The sequence below is a fragment of the Psychromicrobium ferritrahens genome, assembly GCF_043789415.1.
Classification (GTDB): domain Bacteria; phylum Actinomycetota; class Actinomycetes; order Actinomycetales; family Micrococcaceae; genus Renibacterium.
This window is the reverse complement of record NZ_JBDLLW010000001.1, coordinates 516,890-532,972: the sequence shown is the minus strand read 5'-3', so window position 1 is coordinate 532,972 and position 16,083 is coordinate 516,890. Positions and strand designations below refer to the sequence as shown.

Sequence of the window (16,083 nt, the reverse complement as noted above, 5' to 3'; positions counted from 1 at the left end):
GATTTTTGTGCAAAAGCTGACTATTTTCCCCCAACTTATGATTATCTAGACTTCGTATGGATGTCTCAAGGTCGAGAGTCTTGGAAGGGCTGGGGGAATGAGCAATCGCGCTTCGCGTTTTGCAGGAAATCAGAAGGGAAAGTTGCGCGCCGGAGTCGTCGGGATCGGCTGGGCCGGACAAGCGCATATGGCGGCCTATCAGGAGCTGGACGGCGTCGAACTGGTCGCCATCGCCGGGATGGAAGAGGACGTTCTCAGCAGATTGGGAGAGGACTACGGCGTCACCCGGCTCTACCGCGAATGGCAGGAGCTGATCGATTCCGGTGAACTCGATGTGCTGAGTGTCGCGGTGCCGACCTTCCTGCACGCTCCCATTGCGATAGCCGCTTTGCGGGCCGGGATCCACGTCCTGAGCGAGAAGCCGATGGCCCGCACAGCGGCCGAGGGCCTTGAAATGACCGAAGCGGCGAGGGACGCCGGGCGAGTACTCGAGGTGGCATTCAACCATCGGCGACGCGGCGATGTCACCGTGTTGAAACAGGCTATTGACGACGGCGAACTCGGCAGGCCCTATCACGCTCGAGCTTTCTGGCTGCGGCGGGCCGGGATCCCGATGCTCGGCAGTTGGTTCACCAACCAGAGCATGTCCGGCGGCGGACCGCTGATCGATATCGGCGTCCACGTGCTGGACTACGCCCTGCACCTGATGGGCGAACCGGAGGTGCACTCGGTGTCGGCGGTGACCCACTCAGAGCTGGGAGTTCGGGGCCTGGGCGGTTCTGAGGGCTCGGATCGACGCAGCTTGGACTCCGCCTACGAAGTGGAAGATCTGGCGAGCGCGCTGATTCGGTTCAGCAACGGATCTTCCCTCATCCTGGAGACCTCCTGGGCGGCCTACCGACCGAACGGAGATGAATTCGGCATCACGCTGTACGGCACCGACGGCGGCGCTGAACTGCGGGTGGTCGACTACGATTCGGACGTTCCGGTCAAGATCTTCAGTGGTGAGGGCACAGACCTCAAGGACTATGAACTGGCGCCGTTGCAGAATGGCAACCACCCCGCTGTGGTCCGGAGCTTCATTGAGCACGTTCTGGATGAGCCGAATTGGGCGGCTCACGACGGCTCTCTCGGTTTGAAACGTGCCGCCATTATCGATGCCTGCTATCTTTCGGCGTCGGCAGGGCGCGAGGTAGTTCTGGATGCGGCAGCACAGAAAGTGGAGCGATGAGCCTCAGAGTGACGGTGTGGAACGAGAATGTCCACGAAACCACGCAACCCGAGATTGCCGCGATCTATCCGCGCGGCATCCACGGTGCGATCGCCGAGGGCCTGGCCGAGTTGCTGGGCGAGGCCGCGGAGATCCGGACGGCGACGCTGGCCGACGTCGAGCACGGACTGAGTGAGGAAGTGCTGCGGCACACCGATGTGCTGCTCTGGTGGGGGCATATCGCGCATGATCAGGTCTCCGACGAGGTGGTGGAGAGGGTGCAACGGCATGTGCTGTCCGGCATGGGTATTCTGGTGCTGCACTCCGGGCACTTCTCGAAGATCTTCAAAAAACTGATGGGAACCACTTGCTCCCTGGCCTGGCGGAATGAAGGGGAGCGCGAACTGGTCTGGACTGTTGCACCGGCCCATCCGATCGCCCAGGGCATCGAGCAGCCGCTCGTGGTGGAGCAGCAGGAGATGTACGGAGAGTTCTTCGACATCCCAGTGCCGGAAGAACTCGTCTTCATCAGTTCCTTCAGCGGAGGAGAGGTCTTCCGGTCCGGTGTGACCTACACCCGCGGGCGCGGCAAGGTGTTCTATTTCAGCCCCGGGGACCAGGATTACCCGGTCTACCAGCAGCCGCAGATCCGCAGGGTACTGGCCAATGCGGTGCGCTGGGCCGCGCCGGTGGCCGCCGAACGGCGACTACCTGAGGTCAGCAACCCAGCGACCGGCTGGTTCCTGGAGAGCTAACCGACCTCGGCGACTCGTAGACGTGCGCCTCGTGGTTCTTTGACCAGTGAGACGCCGATCAGTGAAATCAAGCACAGGCCGATCATGTAAAGCGCGATGCTGCCCGACCAGTGGGTGTTATCCAGCAGCGACTGGGAGATCAGCGGAGCGAAAGCACCGCCCAGAATAGCGCCCAGAGCGTAGCCGATGGACACCCCTGAGTAGCGCACTTCGACGGGGAACATCTCGGCGTAGAGCGCCGACATCGGGCCATAGGACAAGCCCAGACCGAAACCCATTACCAGCACCGCGATCAAGAACAGCCAGCTATTGGTGCTATCGATCAGCAGGAACATCGGCACCATCCAGACGATCAGCGCCAGATAGCCGATCTGGAAGGTGCGCACCCGGCCGATCCGATCGGAGAGTGCGCCACCGAACATGGAGAACACCAGCCAGCTGAGCGCCCCCGCCATCACGATTCCCAGTACCGTGCCGGTCGGCATTTTGAGGGTTTTGGTCGCATAGGAGGAGAAGAAAGCGATCAGCAGATAGCCCACGGCGTTATTGCCGATGAAGATCAGCGCGGTCAGCACCACTTCCTTGGTGTTGCTGCGGAACAGTTGGACGAGAGGTGCCGAGGATTCCCTCTTACGCTCAGCCAGTTCCTTGAAGACCGGGCTCTCCGCGACTGCTCGGCGAATCAGATAGCCGACGGCGATCAGCACCACCGAGATCAGGAACGGCACTCGCCAGCCCCAGGCCAGATATTGCTGCATGCCCAGGGCCGTGGTCATCACGAAGATCACCGAGGAAGCCAGGATCAGTCCTACCGGAACACCGATCTGCGGATACGACCCCCAGATTCCGCGCTTAGGGGTCGGCGCGTGTTCCACCGCCATCAGCGCCGCGCCGCCCCACTCGCCTCCCGCCGAGAAGCCCTGGAGAACCCTCAGCAAAGTCAGCAGCAGGGGAGCCCAGACCCCGATCTGAACATAGGTCGGCAGCACGCCGATCAGCGCTGTGGAAGCACCCATCATGATCAGGGTGAGTACCAGCATGGCCTTCCTGCCCACCCGGTCACCCAGGTGTCCGGCGACGATGGCGCCGAGCGGTCGGAACAAGAAGGAGATTCCCACCGAAGCCCAGGAGAACAACTGGGCAACCGGTGAATCCGCCGGGCCCAGTGGTGCGAAGTAGAGCTGGGCGAAGACCAAGCCAGCTGCCTGGGCATAGATGAAGAAGTCGTACCATTCGATCGTGGTGCCGACCAGGGTGCCAGCCAAAACCTTACGGTCCTCGGACGACATCTTGCTGCGAGTGTTTGCGGTACTGTCTGCGGTACTGCTCATCTGAACTCCTTTGTTCATCATTTTCGAGGGGTAACTTAGCTAATTCGGTGCGCTACGCCGCCATCACTCGCTGTGAAAAACATCGGCTGCGGTATGGAATCAGTTAGTCGTCTTAGCATTGTTGTGGACTCCCTGGATGCGCGGAGGCCGGATTTGGGGCTGCGGTGTGGTGGGCACCGCGGAGCGGGCACAGCCCCAATCCGGCGGAGCGCTGCCCCCATCGCGGGGCCCTCGCTAGAGTTGCTGGCCGAGTTTGAACCCTACTTCCTCGCCGGGCTCCTCGAAGTTCCCAGTCTGTCGAGTGTAGGAGAAGCCGTCCGCACCGACCGTGACCGCCATTTCGGACTTGTCCTCCCGGACGATTATGGGCTGTGGGTTCCCGTCGAGGTCCAGCACCGGTGAGGCCTCGGTGTACCAGCTCGGCACGACGGCGTTGCCCCACCAGTCGCGGCGCTGGTTATCGTGCACATCCCAGGTGACCGTCGGGTTGTCCGGGTCCCCGGTGTAGTAGTCCTGGGTGTAGATCTCCACCCGGTGCCCGTCCGGGTCCAGGATGTAGAGGTAGAAGGCGTTCGAGACGCCGTGCCGCCCCGGGCCGCGTTCGATCCGGTCGGAGATTCGCAGCGCCCCCATTTTGTCGCAGATCTGGATGATGTTGTGCTTCTCGTGGGTGGAGAAGGCGATATGGTGCAGCCGGGGCCCGTCACCGCCGGTCAGCGCGGTGTCGTGCACCGTCTGCTTGCGATACATCCAGGCGGCATAGGTGACGCCGTCGGAATCCTTAATGTCCTCGGAGACCTTGAAGCCCAGGTCCTCCAAATAGGCCCGGCCCTTGGGTACATCCGGGGTGACTTGGTTGAAGTGATCCAGCCGCACCAGCTCGCCCGCGTTGTACAGGTCGTAGCGCTGGGTGAGCCGTTCCACGTGCTCCACCTGGTAGAAGAACTCGTAGGGGAAGCCAAGTGGGTCTTCCACCCGGACCGAGTCTCCAACGCCCTTGGTGAAACCTTCCCGACGTCGTTCGGTGCGGCAGCCGCGTTCGGCGTACCAGGCCTCGGCCTTGTCCACGTCCTGCGGCGTCCGCACCCGGTAGGCGAAGGCCGCGGCCGCCGCCACCGGACCCTTGCGGAGCACCAGATTGTGGTGGATGAACTCCTCGAAGGAGCGCAGGTAAATCGCCTCGTTGTCCTCCTCGGTGACGTGCAGCCCGAGCAGATCGACGTAGAACGCCCGGGAAGCGGCCAGATCGGTGACCACCAGGTCCAGATAGGCGCAGCGGACGATGTCCGGTGCCTCTGCCATATATTCCTGAACCTCGGTCTGGTCAACAGGAGCACTCATTTGCTGGCTCCAAACTGTGCTGTTTTAGCGGGAGCAGGCTCAGTAGCTGTTGCTCCGAACCGGGGTGTGTGCACCGCGCCGAGAGTGATGTGCACGGCTTGCTGATCGGTGTAGAAGTCGATCGAACGGTAGCCGCCCTCGTGGCCCAGGCCGGAGGCTTTGACGCCACCGAAGGGGGTGCGCAGATCACGTACGTTATGCGAGTTGAGCCAGACCATGCCGGCCTCGACGTTCTGCGCGAAATTGTGCGCCCGAGTCAGGTCCTGGGTCCAGAGATAGGCGGCCAGCCCGTACTTCACACCGTTCGCCAGTTCGAGCGCCTCCTCGTCGGAGTCGAAAGGGGTGATCGCGACCACCGGACCGAAGATCTCCTCCTGGAAGATCCGCGCCGTAGGGGCGACGTCGGCGAATACCGTGGGGGAGACGTAGCTGCCGTTCTGCTGCCCCTCGGGTAAGTTCTCTGGCCGTCCGCCTCCGGCCAGCAGACGCCCTTCGGTCTTGCCGATCTCCACATAGGACATCACCTTGGCGTAGTGCTCCGGGTGCACCAGCGCACCGACCTCGGTGGCTGGATCGTGTGGGTCGCCGACCACGATGTTCTTGGCCCGCGCCGCGTAGCGCTCGCAGAACTCGTGATAGACGCTGCGGTGCACCAGGATCCGGGAACCTGCGGTGCAGCGCTCGCCGTTGAGCGAGAAGACACCGAACAGCGTGGAGTCGATCGCGGCGTCCAGATCGGCGTCCTCGAAGATCACCGCGGGGGATTTGCCGCCTAACTCCATGGACAGGCCTTTGAGATGTTCCGCGGCGTTCCGGAAGATGGTCTGCCCCGTGGTGGTCTCCCCGGTGAAGGAGATTAGCGGCACGTCCGGGTGCTTCACCAGGGCGTCGCCAGCCTCCTCCCCCAGACCGTTGACCAGGTTAAACACGCCGTCGGGCAGCCCGGCTTCCTTGAAGATGGTGGCCCACAGCGAAGCGGAGAGCGGGGTGAACTCGGCGGGTTTGAGCACCACGCAGTTGCCGGTGGCCAGCGCCGGGCCGAGCTTCCAGGACTCCAGCATGAACGGGGTGTTCCAGGGCGTGATCAGCCCGGCGACGCCGATCGGCTTCCGGTTCACATAATTGAGCTGCGAGCCGGGGACCTTCATCGCGTCGTCGAACTGGGCGACGATCAGATCGGCAAAGAATCTGAAGTTCTCCGCGGCGCGCTGGGCCTGACCACGCGCCTGTTTGATCGGCAGGCCGGTGTCGAAGGTCTCCAGCTCGGCCAACCGGTCCTCTTGGGCCTCCACTGCGTCGGCGATCCGGTTGAGCACCCGGGCCCGCTCACGGGCCTTCATCCTCGGCCAGGGACCATTGACGAAAGCCTCACGAGCGGCGGCGACGGCGGCGTCGATATCCTCTTTCTGCCCCGCGGCCGCCGTGGTGTAGGCGGTGTTGGACACCGGGTCGAGCACCTCGAAGGTCGCGCCGCTGATCGAATCGACGAATTCGCCGTTGATGTAGTGCTGGATCTTTTCCGGCAAATTCTCCGGAATGTAATGCTGGCTCATGCTTTTGGCTCCACAGTGTTGACCGGTGTCAGGTAGTCCTTGCCCGCTAAGAGCAGGGAATTGATGGTTTTCAGGCCGCCTTCGGTGGGCCGGATCAGCGGCGGACGAACGTAGTCCGAGGCGATCAGCCCGCGCTGCGCCATCAGCCACTTCGCCGGGGCCGGATTGGTCTCCGCGAAGAGCAGATCGACCAGCGGGTGCACCCCGTAGTGAATGCGCTGCGCGGTCTCCAGATCCCCGGCGATCCAGGCGTTGTACATCTCGGCGGAGGCCTTCGGCGCGATATTCGCCAGTGCGGAAATGAAACCCACCCCGCCGAGCGCCATCAGCGGCAGGCAGAGCAACTCCAGTCCGCTCCAGACCAGCAGATCCTTTCCCGCCTCGTTGACCTTGCACTCGTGCAGCACCCGGGAGAAGTGCTCGAAGTCCTTGGTGGTCTCCTTGATACCGACAATGTTCTCGAAATCGCGGAACAGTCGTCCCACCGTCTCCGGGGTGATGTCCACCGCGGTGCGGGAGGGCACGTTGTAGATAATGAACGGCATACTCGGGAACTCCCGGGCGATGGTCGAGTACCACTGATAGAGCGCTTCCTGGGTGGGGCGGGCGTAATAAGGCGTGATGATCATCGAGGCGTCGACGCCGGAGTCAACCGCGACCTGGGTCAGTTCCAAGGTTTCCGGTAACTGAGCGGTGCCGGTTCCGGCCAGGAAGGGCACCCGGTCGTCGACGGCGGCCGCAACGGTGCGGATCGCCGCGGCGCGCTCCGCAACCGATTGCGCACCCGGCTCGCCGGTGGAACCGCCGATGGTGACGCCGTGCGATCCCGAGTCGATCTGCCATTCGACCATGGCGCGCAGCGAGTCGTCATCGACTGCGCCGATCTCGCCATGGCCGGCGGGCTCCGTGAAGGGGGTGAACATGGCGGCAAAGGAGCCGCGCAGCTGCGCGGCGGGATCGGATCGGAACTTCACTGATTACTCTCCTTTGGGGCTACTTGTGCCAGCTGGGCCGGGTCCTCAGCTGGCGTGAGATAGGCGTTCAACGTTGCGCTGCGGTGAGCGCGAGCGGCGCGTTCGACGTCGTCGGCGCTGGCTCCGGACTCAATCAGCTCGAGCAAGGCTTGATGCTCCTCCACCGACTGCGCGGCGCGGCCGGGAATGTAGTTGAAGGTTGAGCTGCGTAGCGCACTGAGCCGGTTCCAGCCGCGATGCACCAGATCCAGTAGGTGGGGGTTGGGGCAGTTGCGGTAGAGCACCTCGTGGAAACCGTGGTTCAGCTCGGTGAACCGCACCGGGTCGAAGCGTTCCAGACACTTTCGCATCTCGGCATTGAGCCGGTGCGCTTCAGTGAGCTCTTCGCGGCCCAGGGCTGGCACCGCCAAGGCTGTGGCCGCGCTCTCTACGATGCTCAGGGTCTGCATGGTGTAGAGGTATTCGTTTCTGTCGATTCCCGCCACGGTGGCACCGACATTGTGCTCGAAGGTGAGCAGGCCTTCAGCCTCCAGCCGGCGGATCGCCTCGCGCACCGGGACCACACTGATATCAAGTTCCTCGGCGAGCCGGGAGAGCACCAACCGGTGCCCAGGCGTGTAGTCACCGGAGAGGATGCGCTGCCGGATCGAATCATAAGCCAGTTCGGATTTACTGCTGCTGACCGAGATGTTCACGCCTGGTCCAGGGCAGATTGACTCGGGCCACAGGGATGCTGCTCGAGGGGGTGCTGCTCAGCCCAGAGCTGATAGCGCTTCCTCCATTCGGCATTCATCGGGTACAGCCCGTCCACCCCATGGCCTTCCCGCACCATCTGGGCGATGAAGCCCTCTTCGTGCTCCTGTTGCAAGGAATCATCGGCGAGCTCTTCAGCCAGGGCGGGCGGAATGACCAGGATTCCATCGGCATCCGCCACGATGATGTCGCCCGGTTGCACGGTGGTGCCGCCGCAGGCCACTGTTTCATCGACCGACCAGGGGACATGTTTGCGGCCCAGCACCGCGGGGTGGGGATTTGCGGCATAGACCGGGAGGTCAAGTTGGGCCACCGCGGTGTAGTCCCGGACGCCGCCGTCGGTGATAATCGCGGCAGCACCGTTCTGCAATGCACGCAGCGCCAGAATGTCGCCCAGTGTGCCGGTGCCTTTTTCACCGCGTGCCTCCATCACCAGCACATCGCCTTCGCTCAGCGTGTCGATGGCCCGCTTCTGGGCGTTATAGCCACCGCCGAATTCCTTGAACAGATCCTCTCGGTTCGGTACATAGCGCAGCGTCCTGGCTGTGCCAACCACTTTCTGACCCGGCGTGGTCGAGCTGAGCCCATCGATAGAGACATTATTCAGGCCACGCTTGCGCAGCTGGGAGCTGAGGGTCGCGGTGGCGACTCTCTCCAGCTTTCCTTTCAATTCCGCGGTGAGCACCGGCGTCTTCGGCGGGGTCTCGATGCCCCAGGCCTCGGCGCGTTGCAGATCATCGGCTTTGGGTTGAGCGCCATAGCCTGCCAGTGGAGTGGTTCCGGCAAGGACTTCGGTACGCAGTCGCCCGGAGCTGAAGTGGCCAGCGGGTGATCCACCACTCACCTCGATTTCGACGACGTCGCCGGGCACCGCGACCGAGGCACCGGCGGGGGTGCCGGTCAGGATAATGTCCCCGGATTCCAAGGTGAGCAGCTGGCTGAGATCGGCCACGAGTTGGGCGAAGGGGAAGAGCAGCGTGCTGCTGTCATCGTCTTGGACCAGTTCGCCATTGACCCAGGTTCGAATGCGCAGGCCAGCGGGGTCGACGTCGTGCGCCGGGATCAGTTCCGGGCCGAGCGGGGTGAAGCCGTCGGCACCCTTGGAACGCAGATTGGAGCCTTTATCGGCGTAGCGCAGATCGTAGACCCCTAAATCGTTGCTCGCGGTGACCCACTGCACGTGCTGCCAAGCCTGCTCGGGGAAGACGCGTCGAGCCGGCGAGCCGATGATCAGGGCGACTTCGCCTTCATAGCCGAGCAGCTCGCAACCGGCCGGGCGTTCCACCTGAGCCGAGATGCTCAAGGAACTGCTCGGTTTCAGGAAGTACGAGGGGAATTCCGGGGTGCGGCCACGCTGGGCGGCCCGTGAAGGATAGTTGAGGTGAACCGCGATCACTTTGCCCGCGGCTTTGAGCATCGCTTCATCGACGTATTGCGCCATTGCACTCCTCGATCTGAACAACGAGTTTCACGAGATATGAAATCGTATACGATCAGCCTAAGGTGGGGGACTCACCCCGTCAAGGACTGCGCCGCCCCTAAAAACACCCTCGCTTATCCCGCCGAGTGTGCAGATATACATCTATAGAGGGCCTCAAAACATGTAGAACTGCACACTCAGCGGGTGCGCGGGGACTTGCAGTTGCAGTTCGAAGAGAACTTGTCCGCATTCGGCGGCGTCGGGCCGGTTCAGCGGATTGCGCTCGGTCATCGCGGTCAGTAAAGGCTGCCAGCTGCCCTCCAGGGACTCGGGAATTACCGGATCACGGAGCAGCCGGGCGAGCGAGGCCTCTAGAGCGGTACCGGGAAAGGCTTTCTGCCCGGTCAAGCACTCCAGCAGCACCAGGCCCAGGGAGTAGATGTCCGCGCTGGGATGCACCGCCTCTCCCAGCGCCTGCTCCGGGCTGAGGTAGCTCGCGGTACCGATGGTCTGCCCCGGGCTGGTCGCCTGGGCCGAGTCGTGCAGTCGAGCAACGCCGAAATCGCACAGCACCGGCAACTCGGAACGTCCGATCAGAATATTCGCGGGTTTGACGTCCCGGTGAATCACACCGGCGGAATGCACCGCTGCCAGCGCTTCTGCCAGCGCCCAGCCGAAGCGGGCAACCTTGGCCGGCCTCAGACCGCCGATCACTGAGCTTTCGGCCAGTAACACCCGTAGATCCTGACCGTGGATCAACTCCATCACCATATAGGCACGTGGAGCATCGAGCGCCGTTTCATAGATGCCGCAGTCAAAAAGGCTGATCAGGAAGGGGTGTTGCACTTTGCTCAGGGCACGAATCTCTTGCTCTTGGCGGCGCACATCGGCTGAATCGGCGGAGAAGATCTTGACCGCGACCTCGCGGCCCAGCTTGAGATCATAGGCGCTGAAAACCGCGGCACAGGCACCAGCACCAATTCGCTCGCTCAGGCGATAGCGCCCGCACAAAACTTGCTGCTCCATTGCGTTCCTCAAAAGAGTGGGAAGTGAACACATCCGGCTGTCAAACAGTGTATTCCCGCGAGCTCTACAGCCCCGGGCAATAGCGGTTTCGTGGCGAGTCTCAGGTTGTGCACAGGGACTCTCAGCGGCCGGTTGGGGCCAGGGGAGAACTCCCCATCGACGGTTCCCCGAAATTTACCTAGTGTTTGTTCTAACATTCTGATCCGGATCAAGGAGCCATCGATGGTCGACTCAATGCTCGGGGCCAGCCCAGAGGAGCTGAAGGGCCTGGCGAAGTACGTCGACTCCACCTCGCAAGATCTCAGCCGCACCACGGCCACCCTTGAAGCGGTGCTGAACGGCCAGATCCGCTGGTATGGGGCGGATGCCTCGGGCTGCCGTCGGCACTGGGCCGGCTCGATGAGGCCCGCGCTCAACCAGGCGATCTCGATGCTCAGCGAGGTCTCCAAGGTGCTGGTGCGGAATGCTGAGGAGCAGATCAAAGCCAGTGCCGTGGAGGGCGGCGGTAGTTCGGGGCGCACTCCGGGCAGCACCGCGGGCTCGCTCCCGGCTCTGCCACCCGAGGGATCTGACCCGCGGAGCGTGAATGACTGGTGGCAATCGCTCAGCCCTGAGGAACAGGCCCGGTACATCGCTGAGCACCCGGAGCGGATCGGCAATCTGGACGGCATTCCGGCGTCCGTGCGCGACCAGGCCAACCGGTTACGGCTGGAGACCGAAGAGGCTGCCTTGCGCCGCGAACTGGCTTCCTTAGGGCCGGACGAGGGCGATCGGCGCGATCAGATCAATCAGGCACTGGGCACCATCGACCAGATCAGGAAATCCGTTGAGAAGGTGGAATCGAGCGGGGAGCAGGCCCAGGTGCTGCTTTTCGACGACTCGCTCCAGCCGCCGCGTGCCGCGGTCGGCGTGGGCAACGCCGATACCGCCGATAACGTCGGGGTTTTCACCCCGGGCATCGGCTCTGAGCCGGACACCTCGCTGAGCGGGTATGTGAACGATATGCTCGCCCTGAAGCGGCGTACCGACCGTCTCAATATGTCGGAAGGCAATGATCAGAGCACCGCGCTGATCGCCTGGATCGGCTACGACGCGCCCTCCGGCCCGGATCAAGGAGTCCGCGTTGTCGAAGCCGCCAGCCCGATCAACGGCATCGAGGGCGGCCGCGGCCTGGCCCATTTCGCCGAGGGCTTGGACGCCGCCAATCGCGACTCCAATCTGACCGCCATCGGGCACTCCTATGGTTCCTTCGTCACCGGGGAAGCCGTGCAGCACACGGACGTCTTCGACAATATGGTGGTCTTCGGATCGCCTGGTCTGGGAACCAGCGACGCCGGAAATCTCCGGGTACCGGAGGGGCACAGGTTCGTGCTGGAAGCGAAGGGCGATGCGGTGGCGGATCTCGCTGCCTTCGGCGATGACCCCAACCAGCTGTCCGGGATCGAGGATCTCTCCACTTCCAGCTCATCTCACGGCTCGGCTTCGAGCGGGCACAGCCAGTATCTGCAAACGGATTCCACCAGTCAGTACAATATCGCCACGGTGGTGGCGGGTCGTCCGGATCTGGCGGTGCACGGTGAGAACGCCGGGGCGGGCGATGCGCTTCGCGGCGGCATTGGCCTGATCACCGGAGTGGATCCGATTCGCGGCGGGGTGGAAGGCCTGATCGACGGCGGCCAGCACGGCGGAGATGTCGGCGAGAGCATCGCCGGCACCCCGGGCCGGATCGTCGGCACCGTGACGGGTGGCATCATTGGTGGGGTGGATGGTGCTGTGGATTCGGCGGTGGACGACGTCAAGGGCCTGGTCAGTGGCACTGTCGGTGCCGTCAAAGGCCTGTTCGATTGATCCGAAGAATCAGTTCCCTCGTTCTGGCGATAGCACTCGCCGTCATCAGTGCCGTAGTGCTCAGTGGTTGTTCCGGAAAGGCTGAAAGCATGTCCTCCATAGATTTCAATTCCCGGCCGAGTCTGCAGGCCGTCGTCGATAAATACGATTCGATGCTCGAACGGATGAAGACCGAGCTCTCGGCAGCCTTCGACGGTGTGCAGTGGACGGAATTCCAGCAGGGCACTTCGATCGACGTCGCCGTCCCGGGCGCTCCTGGTCAGGCGGTGAACTATTCAAGTGCCGCCTGGGTCGCCGAGCTGCCCTTGCAGGGCGCTGATCGGGATAAGGCGTTGCAGATCCTCTCGAAGGTCGGAGCCGACTACGGTTTTGCCGCCCCGCAGACCATGCAGAGCAATGAAAGTCATATCGAGGTCACGGGAAGCGATGCTCTTGGAGCGCGTTACGAACTCAGCAGTGGCAGCAAGACCACGTTGAGCTATCTGAGCGGTTTGCATCTGGCCCAAAAGCTCAAATCCGCTGATTGAGAGTGCTCGCCCAGCGATCCCGGGCCGGGGCACCGGATCGCTGAAGAACCGTTAGTCGCTCAGGAATCGCAGGGCAGCTTCTTTGAAAGCCCGAGAAGTCACCGCATTCGCATGGCTCCGTGCTGGTAACAACAGTTGCTCAGCGGGTTCTTCCGCGCCGTGGCTGGCGATCAACTCCGCAAGCCGCGGCATGGTCTCCGCCAGTTCGTCGCGCTCACCAGCCACCAGCAGCACCGGCCTCCGGGGAATCGCTTCCGTGGCGTCGAAGGGCTCGGTTTTGATCGCCCTGACCAGGCTCAGCAGGGCGAACATATTATTGCGCGGTACCAGCATGGCCAGGTTCATCAGATCGGCTGTCACAGGGTCGACGATGGGTTCTCCCGAGCTGACGAATCGTTCAGCGGCCAGCAGATCGAAATCGGCCAGCGGATCGATCGCAGCGGGCCCGCCGAGCACCAGACGGTGCACCAATTCCGGCTGAGCCGCTCCGAATTCCCAAGCCAGCCGAGAGCCGAGTGAGTAGCCGATGATATCCACCCCTGAAGCAGGTTCGGCCGGGTCCAGCGGCTTGGTGCCGAGATCGGAGAGCAATTGCAGGATCTCCGCGCGGATCCTGCTCGGCGTGTATTCATCCAGTGCTTCCGGTGCCGCGCTGCCGCCGTGCCCCGGCAAATCGACCGAGATCACTCGGCGGCCCGCTGCCTCCAGCGCGGTCAGCCAACCGGTCTGCGCCCAATTGAGCTCGGTGGAGGAGGCAAAACCATGGATCAGCAGCACCGGACGACCCGTGCTCGGGCCGAAGAGGTAGCTGCTCAGAGTCGAGGAGCGTCCCTCCACGGAATGGGCCACGGCCTAATCCTCGTCCAGGCTGAGCGAGAGCTTGACTCGTCGCTGCGGGGCTTCCTCGCGGGGCACGGTGCCCACGATACCGGCGGTGTCATCAGGTACCTCGAAGATGATCAGCGGCTCGCCGACATTGATCGTCTCGCCGGGTTCGCCGAAGGTCTTGACCACTTTCCCGGCTTGCGGCGAGGGCAGCTCGACCGACGATTTACTGGTCTCCACCTCGACGAGAGGTGTGTTCCGTTCGATCTGGTCGCCCTCGGCCACCAGCCATTCCAGCACGGTCGCCTCAATCAGGCCTTCACCGAGATCCGGAAGGGGAAAGGAAATCTCAGCCATCTCTATGCTCCAAGCTTTTTGTAGGTCAATACTCGCTGGATACCGAACAGGATCCGGTCCAGATTGGGAATGTACTCGTCCTCCAGGTCTCCTGAGGGATACGGTACGTCGAAGCCGGTGACCCGTTCAACCGGTGCCTTGAGGGTATCGAAGCAGGCGGCGCTCACCCGGGCCGCGATTTCCCCGCCCAGACCTGCGGTCAGCGGGGCCTCATGCACCACCACGGCACGGCGGGTCTTCGCCACCGAAGCCGCCAGCGTCGCGGTGTCGATCGGCTTGAGCCAGCGCAGATCCACCACCTCGACCTCGATCCCGTCCTCGGCGGCGAGCTCGGCCACCTGCAAGCAGCGGGCCACCATGGCACCGTAAGCGATCAGCGTGACGTGTTTGCCCTCCCGGGCAACTCTCGCACCGCGCAGCTCGCCGGGACTGGCGACGTCGACCTCGGCCTTCTGCCAGTAGCGCGGCTTAGGCTCCAGGAACATCACCGGGTCGGGCAGCTGAGCAGCCAGCCTTAAGAGATGGTAGCCCTGCTGAGGATCCGCGGGAGAGACTACTTTGAGCCCGGGCACGTGGGCCAGCATGGCCTCCAGGCTCTCGGTGTGCATCTCGGGAGCGCGCAAACCGCCGAAACTCGGCATCCGTAAGGTGATCGGCATCGGCATAGTGCCCCGGCTGCGGTAGTTCATCCGGCCGATCTGACTGATGATCTGATTCACCGCGGGGTAGGCGAAACCGTCGAACTGCACTTCGGGGATCGGGTGATAACCGGCGAGCGCGAGCCCCACGCTCATGCCCAGAATGCCCGACTCGGCCAGCGGGGTGTCGAAGACGCGAGCTGAGCCAAACTCCTTTTGCAGTCCGTCGGTGACCCGGAAGACGCCACCCAGGGTGCCGACGTCCTCACCTAGCACGAGAACCTTGGGGTCCGCGCGCAGGGAATCTGCGAGAGCCTGGTTGATGGCCTTCTGCATCGAGATGGTCTCAGGCATCTTGGTTCTCCTGGTAAGCGGTTTCCTGACGCCAAGCGGCCGCTTGAGCTTGCACTTCGCTCTCCGCCTCGGCATAGACGAAATCGAACATCTCCCGGCCCGGACGCGGCCCCAGGGCGATCACTCCGGCTCTGAGCTGCTCTTCTTCTGCCTTAGCCGCTTCACATGCCGTGGTGAAGAAGGCCTCATCAGCTATTCCGGACTCGCGAAGCTTTTGCGCATAACGGTCTACCGGGTCTGGACCGCCCTCCTGGCGTTCTTCTTCCAGACTGCGATAGCGGCCTGGATCATCACTCGTTGAGTGCGGTCCACGGCGGTAGGTCATCGCCTCGATGAGCACCGGGCCGCGCCCCGCTGCGGCATGGGCGCGGGCGGCTTTGGTCGCGGCATAGACGGCTTCGACGTCGTTGCCGTCGATCTGAACCGCAGGAATTCCGTACCCAGCAGCGCGGCCAGCCACTGATCCGCCGGCCACCTGCCTTTCGGTGGGCACCGAGATGGCCCAGCCATTGTTCTGCACGAAGAAGATCACCGGAGCTTTGAAGATCCCGGCGAAGTTCATCGCTTCATGTACGTCTCCCTGGGAGGAAGCGCCGTCCCCGAAGTAGCTGATCGCGACGCCGGTCTGCCCGCTTGGATCAGCGCTCAGCGTTTGGCCATGAGCCCAGCCCACCGCGTGCAGCACCGAACCGGCCACCACCGCCTGGATGGGCGCGAAGCGGCTGGCCACCGGATCGTAAAGCCCGCCGTGCCAGCTGGCCTTATGGGTGGCCAGATAAGCCACCATGTCCACGCCCCAGGCCCGGGCGACGCCGAGCTCTCGATAGGTGGGGAAGATGAAGTCCCGCTCGCGATCCATGGCGTAGGCGCTGCCTACCTGTGCGGCTTCTTGGCCGCGTTCCGGAGCATAGCCCGGCAGGATGCCCTGGCGCTGCCAAGCGATCGCGGAGACATCCAGGTAGCGCACAGTTTCCAGCAGCCGGTAGAGTTCTCGCCGCTGTGTGCTGTCCAGTTCCGCTTCGGGAACCGGGAGGGTGGACGCCGTACTGAGGCGTTCATTACGGGCTTGGGTCATGGGCTTGAGCCTATTCAGAACATGATCGCTGTGCAACAAGAGCAGTAGAAACCGGCAGTACGGAAAAAATTGCTTATAAATTCGTTCTTTTAATAG

15 protein-coding genes are annotated in these 16,083 nt (G+C 63.0%); 4 read left to right on the top strand and 11 right to left on the bottom strand.

Annotation, left to right across the window (positions count from 1 at the left end):
* The first annotated feature begins 97 nt into the window (after positions 1-97).
* Both ABDK06_RS02485 and ABDK06_RS02480 read left to right on the top strand, forming a co-directional pair.
* Positions 98-1,231, top strand: coding sequence for a Gfo/Idh/MocA family protein (locus ABDK06_RS02485; protein WP_394938569.1), 1,134 nt, complete (start codon positions 98-100; stop codon positions 1,229-1,231).
* Positions 1,228-1,965: a ThuA domain-containing protein gene (locus tag ABDK06_RS02480; RefSeq protein ID WP_394938567.1), complete on the top strand. Its 738-nt coding sequence runs from the start codon at positions 1,228-1,230 to the stop codon at positions 1,963-1,965. The genes ABDK06_RS02485 and ABDK06_RS02480 overlap by 4 nt, the downstream gene beginning before the upstream one ends.
* Here the strand turns inward: ABDK06_RS02480 and ABDK06_RS02475 are convergent.
* The 7 genes from ABDK06_RS02475 to ABDK06_RS02445 all read right to left on the bottom strand — a co-directional run bounded on the left by ABDK06_RS02475 (position 1,962) and on the right by ABDK06_RS02445 (position 10,363).
* Complete coding sequence (locus tag ABDK06_RS02475) at positions 1,962-3,296, bottom strand: MFS transporter (RefSeq protein WP_394938565.1); 1,335 nt, start codon at positions 3,294-3,296, stop codon at positions 1,962-1,964. The two genes, ABDK06_RS02480 and ABDK06_RS02475, sit on opposite strands and share 4 nt — an antisense overlap.
* Before the next feature lie 234 nt (positions 3,297-3,530).
* On the bottom strand, positions 3,531-4,637 hold the full coding sequence (gene hpaD / locus ABDK06_RS02470; RefSeq protein ID WP_394938563.1) for a 3,4-dihydroxyphenylacetate 2,3-dioxygenase: 1,107 nt from the start codon (positions 4,635-4,637) through the stop codon (positions 3,531-3,533).
* Positions 4,634-6,190, bottom strand: coding sequence for a 5-carboxymethyl-2-hydroxymuconate semialdehyde dehydrogenase (gene hpaE, locus ABDK06_RS02465; protein ID WP_394938561.1), 1,557 nt, complete (start codon positions 6,188-6,190; stop codon positions 4,634-4,636). The genes hpaD and hpaE overlap by 4 nt, the downstream gene beginning before the upstream one ends.
* Positions 6,187-7,164 carry a 4-hydroxy-tetrahydrodipicolinate synthase gene (dapA, locus tag ABDK06_RS02460; RefSeq protein WP_394938559.1) on the bottom strand — a complete coding sequence of 326 codons (978 nt, stop codon included), beginning with the start codon at positions 7,162-7,164 and terminating at the stop codon, positions 6,187-6,189. Before dapA ends, hpaE begins: the two co-directional genes overlap by 4 nt.
* Entirely contained in the window at positions 7,161-7,859 is a 699-nt protein-coding gene (locus ABDK06_RS02455; protein WP_394938557.1) for a GntR family transcriptional regulator, read from the bottom strand. Before ABDK06_RS02455 ends, dapA begins: the two co-directional genes overlap by 4 nt.
* Positions 7,856-9,358, bottom strand: coding sequence for a fumarylacetoacetate hydrolase family protein (locus ABDK06_RS02450; RefSeq protein WP_394938555.1), 1,503 nt, complete (start codon positions 9,356-9,358; stop codon positions 7,856-7,858). Before ABDK06_RS02450 ends, ABDK06_RS02455 begins: the two co-directional genes overlap by 4 nt.
* A 153-nt stretch (positions 9,359-9,511) precedes the next feature.
* The gene (locus ABDK06_RS02445; RefSeq protein WP_394938553.1) at positions 9,512-10,363 is read right to left on the bottom strand and encodes a serine/threonine-protein kinase; all 852 of its coding nucleotides are present in this window, start codon (positions 10,361-10,363) and stop codon (positions 9,512-9,514) included.
* A 222-nt stretch (positions 10,364-10,585) separates the two neighbouring features.
* Here ABDK06_RS02445 and ABDK06_RS02440 point away from each other — a divergent pair, with 222 nt between their 5' ends.
* Positions 10,586-12,211, top strand: a complete 1,626-nt coding sequence (locus tag ABDK06_RS02440; RefSeq protein WP_394938551.1) for an alpha/beta hydrolase — start codon at positions 10,586-10,588, stop codon at positions 12,209-12,211.
* A gap of 89 nt (positions 12,212-12,300) precedes the next feature.
* Positions 12,301-12,738, top strand: a complete 438-nt coding sequence (locus tag ABDK06_RS02435; RefSeq protein ID WP_394938549.1) for an LppA family lipoprotein — start codon at positions 12,301-12,303, stop codon at positions 12,736-12,738.
* 51 nt (positions 12,739-12,789) lie between these two features.
* Here the strand turns inward: ABDK06_RS02435 and ABDK06_RS02430 are convergent, their stop codons facing one another.
* Genes ABDK06_RS02430 through ABDK06_RS02415 form a run of 4 tightly spaced genes read right to left on the bottom strand, consistent with a single transcriptional unit; the run spans position 12,790 to position 15,987 of the window.
* Positions 12,790-13,587, bottom strand: coding sequence for an alpha/beta fold hydrolase (locus tag ABDK06_RS02430; protein WP_394938547.1), 798 nt, complete (start codon positions 13,585-13,587; stop codon positions 12,790-12,792).
* A 3-nt stretch (positions 13,588-13,590) separates the two neighbouring features.
* On the bottom strand, positions 13,591-13,920 hold the full coding sequence (locus tag ABDK06_RS02425; RefSeq protein ID WP_394938545.1) for a biotin/lipoyl-containing protein: 330 nt from the start codon (positions 13,918-13,920) through the stop codon (positions 13,591-13,593).
* A 2-nt stretch (positions 13,921-13,922) separates the two neighbouring features.
* The gene (locus ABDK06_RS02420; protein WP_394938543.1) at positions 13,923-14,912 is read right to left on the bottom strand and encodes an alpha-ketoacid dehydrogenase subunit beta; all 990 of its coding nucleotides are present in this window, start codon (positions 14,910-14,912) and stop codon (positions 13,923-13,925) included.
* Positions 14,905-15,987 (bottom strand): thiamine pyrophosphate-dependent enzyme, encoded by a 1,083-nt coding sequence (locus ABDK06_RS02415; RefSeq protein ID WP_394938541.1) that lies wholly within the window; start codon positions 15,985-15,987, stop codon positions 14,905-14,907. Before ABDK06_RS02415 ends, ABDK06_RS02420 begins: the two co-directional genes overlap by 8 nt.
* Positions 15,988-16,083 lie beyond the last annotated feature (96 nt).

What these genes read in the sequence shown, in the direction of transcription:
- ABDK06_RS02485 (WP_394938569.1), top strand. Translation starts at nt 98, where the DNA reads ATGAGCAATCGCGCTTCGCGTTTTGCAGGAAATCAGAAGGGAAAGTTG.
- ABDK06_RS02480 (WP_394938567.1), top strand. Translation starts at nt 1,228, where the DNA reads ATGAGCCTCAGAGTGACGGTGTGGAACGAGAATGTCCACGAAACCACG.
- ABDK06_RS02475 (WP_394938565.1), bottom strand. Translation starts at nt 3,296, where the DNA reads ATGAGCAGTACCGCAGACAGTACCGCAAACACTCGCAGCAAGATGTCG.
- hpaD (WP_394938563.1), bottom strand. Translation starts at nt 4,637, where the DNA reads ATGAGTGCTCCTGTTGACCAGACCGAGGTTCAGGAATATATGGCAGAG.
- hpaE (WP_394938561.1), bottom strand. Translation starts at nt 6,190, where the DNA reads ATGAGCCAGCATTACATTCCGGAGAATTTGCCGGAAAAGATCCAGCAC.
- ABDK06_RS02450 (WP_394938555.1), bottom strand. Translation starts at nt 9,358, where the DNA reads ATGGCGCAATACGTCGATGAAGCGATGCTCAAAGCCGCGGGCAAAGTG.
- ABDK06_RS02445 (WP_394938553.1), bottom strand. Translation starts at nt 10,363, where the DNA reads ATGGAGCAGCAAGTTTTGTGCGGGCGCTATCGCCTGAGCGAGCGAATT.
- ABDK06_RS02440 (WP_394938551.1), top strand. Translation starts at nt 10,586, where the DNA reads ATGGTCGACTCAATGCTCGGGGCCAGCCCAGAGGAGCTGAAGGGCCTG.
- ABDK06_RS02435 (WP_394938549.1), top strand. Translation starts at nt 12,301, where the DNA reads ATGTCCTCCATAGATTTCAATTCCCGGCCGAGTCTGCAGGCCGTCGTC.
- ABDK06_RS02425 (WP_394938545.1), bottom strand. Translation starts at nt 13,920, where the DNA reads ATGGCTGAGATTTCCTTTCCCCTTCCGGATCTCGGTGAAGGCCTGATT.
- ABDK06_RS02420 (WP_394938543.1), bottom strand. Translation starts at nt 14,912, where the DNA reads ATGCCTGAGACCATCTCGATGCAGAAGGCCATCAACCAGGCTCTCGCA.
- ABDK06_RS02415 (WP_394938541.1), bottom strand. Translation starts at nt 15,987, where the DNA reads ATGACCCAAGCCCGTAATGAACGCCTCAGTACGGCGTCCACCCTCCCG.